This is a genomic window from Shewanella algicola (assembly GCF_014648035.1).
GTDB lineage: Bacteria > Pseudomonadota > Gammaproteobacteria > Enterobacterales > Shewanellaceae > Shewanella > Shewanella algicola.
Genome location: NZ_BMQI01000117.1, coordinates 1 through 2441, shown reverse-complemented (window position 1 = coordinate 2441; position 2441 = coordinate 1). Strand labels below are relative to the sequence as shown.

Annotated in this window: 3 protein-coding genes; all 3 read left to right on the top strand. The window is 48.9% G+C overall.

From position 1 onward, the window contains the following. A partial coding sequence (locus IEY42_RS21900) for a hypothetical protein (RefSeq protein ID WP_229780254.1) occupies positions 1-394 on the top strand: 394 nt, incomplete at its 5' end. Further along, positions 391-717, top strand: a complete 327-nt coding sequence (gene tnpB, locus IEY42_RS21895; protein ID WP_004393962.1) for an IS66 family insertion sequence element accessory protein TnpB — start codon at positions 391-393, stop codon at positions 715-717. The genes IEY42_RS21900 and tnpB, both read left to right, overlap by 4 nt. 115 nt (positions 718-832) lie before the next feature. Further along, entirely contained in the window at positions 833-2431 is a 1599-nt protein-coding gene (tnpC, locus tag IEY42_RS21890; RefSeq protein ID WP_188927284.1) for an IS66 family transposase, read from the top strand. The last annotated feature ends 10 nt before the right edge of the window (positions 2432-2441 follow it).

Below are 2441 nucleotides of genomic sequence, written 5' to 3'. Positions count from 1 at the left end.
CCAATATAAGGAAGGCACCATGCAAAACCAGAAAAACCTGATTCAGGCCACTGCTGACTTTGAGCACTGGCGACAAACCCGCATTAATAAACATGCCAGTATCCCCGATGAACTACGCTGCTTAGCACTCAAGCTGCTTGAAGAATATCCGATCAGTCACGTGACCAAAGCACTACGGATCTGCACCACCCAGCTCAATGACTGGCGCAAGCAACTTCCCGTTAAGTCGTCCGCTCCTGATTTTGTTCCGTTACAGATAGAGCCTGATTTACTACCTAAATCAGACCTGAGCCTTCAGCTCACTCTTCCTAATTCAAGTCAGATCCGTATCAGCGGCCTTGTCTCTCTTGACTTATTGCGAGCTCTGATACAAGAAGCAGGAGAAGTAAAATGATCCACCTGACTGCTGAGAGTAAAATCCTGCTTGCGACTCAACCAGCCGATTTTCGCTGTGGTATTGATGGACTCGCCGCCCTGTGTCGTCATCAGCTAAAACAGTCGCCTCGTAGCGGAACCCTGTTTGTGTTTACCAACCGCCGTCAAACCATGCTTAGAGCATTATGTTATGACGGCTCTGGCTTCTGGTTAATCAATAAACGCCTGAGCAAAGGCCGCTTTCAAGATTGGCCCCGTCATCACCAAGATGGGGTGACCCCTGTCGCCGCGAAGCAGCTTAAAGCTCTGTTGGTGGGGCTGCCTGGCTGGCAAAAAGTATGACCGTACGCACACTATTCCCCCTTAAGTTATCGATCCTCACGATCATGTTGACCGATCCCACAATGCTGGAATAATTGAGCGCATCAGCACTGCAAGCCAGCCGACAGGAACTTAAATGGCGCAAGACTTTACCGATATTGACAGCGAAGAGCTGGACGGGCTTATCCAGCGAGTGCACGAGGCAAAGGAGCACGACTTAGCACTGAGTGCGGAAGATTGCCACATCTTGTTGAAGGCATTAAAGACGCTGGCTGCCTTGCAAGAGCGTCTATCTGATAACGATATCACCCTGCATAAATTGCGTAAGTTGGTTGGCATGGTCAAGTCATCAGAAACGATGGACACTCTACTCGGCCAGAAAAATAAGAAAAACAAAAACCGCGGTCAAAAACGTCCTAAGCCTAAAAATACCCAACCCAGCACACCACCAGTGAAACCGAAAGTCACTCAGCATAAACTGGACGATCTAAAGAAAGGCGATAGTTGCCCCGAGTGTCAAAAAGGCAAGTTATATAAATACGAGCCCGCTACGCTGTTGCGGATCACTGGGCAAAGTCCGTTCGTCCCAGAGCAACACGTTATGGAGCGGCTACGTTGCAATGCCTGTGGTCAGTACTTCACTGCCAAGTTACCTAATAACGTGATAAATGATGGAGAGCCAAGCCAGAAGTATGGTTACAGTGCCCGCAGCCTGATGGCTCTTCACAAGTTTTTTGCAGGTGCACCCTACTATCGTCAGGAGAGTACGCAAGCGCTGATGGGGATTAAACTGACCGCCTCAACCATCTTTGACCAAGTCGAGTTAGTCGCCAATAGCTTGCAACCCATTTATAACTTGTTAAGAGTGTTTGCCGCAAACGCGGAGCACTATTATTTAGATGACACGACCAACCGAATTTTAGACAAAGTCCCGATAGAAAAGCCGCAGAGAAATGGAACAAAAACCCGAGAGCGCAGTGGTGTTTACAGCTCCGGTTTAGTCGCGGGCTTAAAAGAGGGTCGTACTGTCGTGTTGTATCAGACCAATATCGGTCATGCCGGCGAGTTCATCGACGAGATTTTACATGACCGTGGCCGGACACTCGCGCCCCCGATATTGATGAGTGATGCCTTATCCAGCAACCGCCCATCGCTTGATTACGTGGTCGAACACAGTCTGTGCAACAGTCACGGACGACGGCAGTTTGCCGAAGTCCTTAATCAGTTTCCAGATGAAGTGGAGCAAGTACTACAGTGGTATGGTGAAATCTGGCGACACGATGATGAAGCCAGGGAGCTAGGACTTAACGCGGGGCAACGGTTAGCTTGGCATAAAAAGCTATCACTTCCGGTAATGGAGCAGATCCGAAACTGGGGTCAGGCCGAGCTGAACAGGGGAAATACAGAAGAAAACAGCGGGCTTGGTAAAGCAATTAATTATTTTACTAAGCATTATGAGGGGCTGACCGCCTTCTGCCGTCTCGAGGGAGCACAGCTGGATAATAACCGAGCGGAGCAAGCACTCAAGCTAGTTGCTCGCAACCGAAAAAATGCCCTGTTCCATAAAACACAGGCTGGTGCGAGCATTGCGGATGTGATCATGGCGATGATAGCGACATCAGCCGAAGCGGGTATAAATGTGCTGGATTACTTTAATACGATACAGCGAATGGAAAGTGAAGTTAAGGCTAATCCACAACAGTTCTTGCCCTGGAATTATCAGTCCAATATCTAATCAAAACAGG

Coding starts and splice junctions, on each gene's coding strand:
- tnpC (WP_188927284.1), top strand. CDS start 833: ATGGCGCAAGACTTTACCGATATTGACAGCGAAGAGCTGGACGGGCTT.
- tnpB (WP_004393962.1), top strand. CDS start 391: ATGATCCACCTGACTGCTGAGAGTAAAATCCTGCTTGCGACTCAACCA.